The 2,297-nt window shown below is 71.8% G+C and carries 3 protein-coding genes; 1 reads left to right on the top strand and 2 read right to left on the bottom strand.

All coding sequences use genetic code 11. From position 1 onward, the window contains the following. Positions 1-213: 213 nt before the first annotated feature. On the top strand, positions 214-1,737 hold the full coding sequence (locus H0X00_RS23485; protein WP_293775256.1) for a DUF2079 domain-containing protein: 1,524 nt from the start codon (positions 214-216) through the stop codon (positions 1,735-1,737). Here H0X00_RS23485 and H0X00_RS23480 read toward each other — a convergent pair. After that, the gene (locus H0X00_RS23480) at positions 1,680-1,955 is read right to left on the bottom strand and encodes a sulfurtransferase TusA family protein (RefSeq protein WP_293775254.1); all 276 of its coding nucleotides are present in this window, start codon (positions 1,953-1,955) and stop codon (positions 1,680-1,682) included. The two genes, H0X00_RS23485 and H0X00_RS23480, sit on opposite strands and share 58 nt — an antisense overlap. Further along, positions 1,952-2,297: aminotransferase class V-fold PLP-dependent enzyme (locus H0X00_RS23475; RefSeq protein WP_293775252.1), on the bottom strand; the 346-nt coding region annotated here is incomplete at its 5' end. The genes H0X00_RS23475 and H0X00_RS23480, both read right to left, overlap by 4 nt.

The raw sequence follows: 2,297 nt of genomic DNA, 5'->3' as shown, positions 1-2,297 counted from the left end.
GGGCGACGGACCGCCCGCAGAGCGCCTGTTCGACGTCCAGTGGACGACCGAGCACCTGTGCAGCCTCGGCGCGGTGGACCTGCCCCGGCCCGAGTACCTGCGACGCCTGCAACGGGCGCTGAGCCTGCCGCTGCCACCGGCGTTCGACGTCAAGGCCCCGCACGGCGGGTGATCCTGCGGTTGGATGGGCACTCAAGCCACGGGAGGACGGGCATGACGGCCGAGGCGGACACGCGGGTCTCCGTGGTCGCGCCGCGACGTCCCCCGGCGGAGCACCGTGGCGAACCCCGCGAGCCGGGGGGAGCCTGGATCTGGGTGATGGCCGGCGGGCTGTTCGCCCTCTACGCAATCGTGTCGATCCGGCTGCACGAACGCATGCTCTCCACCGGCTTCGACCTCGGCATCGTCGAGCAGGCCGTGCGCAACTACGCCCACGGCAACGCCCCGGTCGTCGAGGTCGAGGGGCCGGACGCGAACCTGCTCGGCGACCACTTCTCGCCGGTGTACGCGCTGCTCGCGCCGTTCTACCGGGTGTTCCCCTCGCCGGTGACGCTGCTGGTCGCCCAGGCGTTGCTGTTCGCCGTCGCGGTGATCCCGCTGGCCGGTTACGCCCAGCGCACGTTAGGGCGACCGGCGGCCGTGGTGGTCGGACTGGGCTACGGGCTGTCCTGGGGGATCGCGCAGGCCGTGGGCTTCGACGCCCACGAGGTGATGTTCGCCGTCCCGTTGGTGGCCTTCGGTGCGGTCGCGCTCGCCGAGAACCGCCTTCGAGCGGCGGCGCTGTGGGCGCTGCCCCTGATGCTGGTCAAGGAGGACCTCGGGCTCACGGTGGCCGCGTTCGGCGCGATGGTGTGCTGGTTCGGTGCGCGGCGGCTCGGGGTCGCCACCATCGTGACCGGGCTGGTCTCGACGGTCGTCGAGGTGTTCTGGCTGCTGCCGGCCAACACGCCGGAGGGCTCGTTCTCGGCGTGGTGGGACTCGCACCGCCGCAGTGACGACAGCGGAGGTCTGGCCGCGAAGCTGGAGCGGGTGACGGTGGGGCTCTTCGAGCACGAGCCCAAGGTCGTCCTGATGATCCTGCTGGTCGCCCCGACCGCGATGGTCGCGCTGCGCTCCCCGTTGCTGCTGCTGGTGCTGCCGACGCTGGCCTGGCGGCTGACCTCGGACAACCCGTTGTACTGGGGGACCGGCTTCCACTACAGCGCCGTGCTGATGCCGATCGTCTTCGTCGCCTTCGTCGACGGACTGCGCCGGCTCGCGGCCCGGCAGGGGCCGTCGCGGGTACGGGAGTCCCTGGTGATCAGCGCCGTGGTCACGGCGTTGCTGGTGCCCGCGTATCCGCTCTGGTCCGCCGTGCGGCCGAGCACCTGGAAGCACGACGTGCGCATCGACGACGCGCACGCGCTGCTGGGTCAGATCCCCGACGAAGCCCAGGTTCAGGCCTCCAACCGCCTGGTGCCGCAGCTGACGTCGCGCACCGACGTGTCGGTGTTCGGGTACTCCGCGTCCCGGTCCAATCCGGAATGGATCATCGTGGCCCAGGGTGGCCCGCTGAACTGGCCGTTCTACTCGGGGCAGGACCAGGTGGACCTGATTCAGACCGCGCGGGACCTCGGCTACTCCACTGCGCTCGAGCGGGGCGACTTCCTGCTGCTGCACCGCGACACCGCGGACCAGCGTCAGTTCCCGCCGCCGCCCCCGCCGCCGGAGGAGCCGGCCCCCGCAGCCGAGTCCTGAACCCGCCGGACGAAATAGGCGGTGTCTTCGCGGCCCAGGTACTCCTGCCCGCGCATCTCGCACCACACCGGGACGTCCAACGCAGCCGCAGCATCGTCGGAGAGCACGGCGATCACCTCGCCCGGCTCGACGTCGCGCAGGTGGCGGGCCAGCTCGATGATCGGCGCCGGACACTTCCGGCCGAGGGTGTCGAGGATGAGCCTCGCCTGGAGGTTCACAGTCCGGTCACGCCGGCGGCGTCGCGCAGGCCGGCGATCACTCCGGGCAGCACGGCGAGGAAGCGCTCGACGTCGACCTCAGCGGCACCTCGAGGCAGCGAGACCCGCACGTTGCCGTGCGAGAGCACGCCCATCGCCTCCAGGACGTGGCTCGGCCGCAGGGTGTCCGCGGTGCAGGACGAGCCGGAGTTCACCGCGAACCCGGCGCGGTCCAGCTCGCGGACCAAAGACTCGCCGTCGAGGTAGAGGCAGGAGAAGGTGACCAGGTGCGGCAGCCGCGCGGCCGGGTCGGCCGGGCCGTGCACGACGATGTCGGGCAACGCGCCGGCGACGGCGCGGATC

It is taken from the genome of Sporichthya sp. (assembly GCF_013815995.1).
Classification (GTDB): Bacteria; Actinomycetota; Actinomycetes; order Sporichthyales; family Sporichthyaceae; genus Sporichthya.
The sequence above is the reverse complement of the archived record's forward strand: the minus strand, read 5'-3'. Positions and strand labels throughout refer to the sequence as shown.

Excerpts from the sequence above, each read along its gene's own strand:
- H0X00_RS23485 (WP_293775256.1), top strand. The coding sequence starts at position 214 with ATGACGGCCGAGGCGGACACGCGGGTCTCCGTGGTCGCGCCGCGACGT.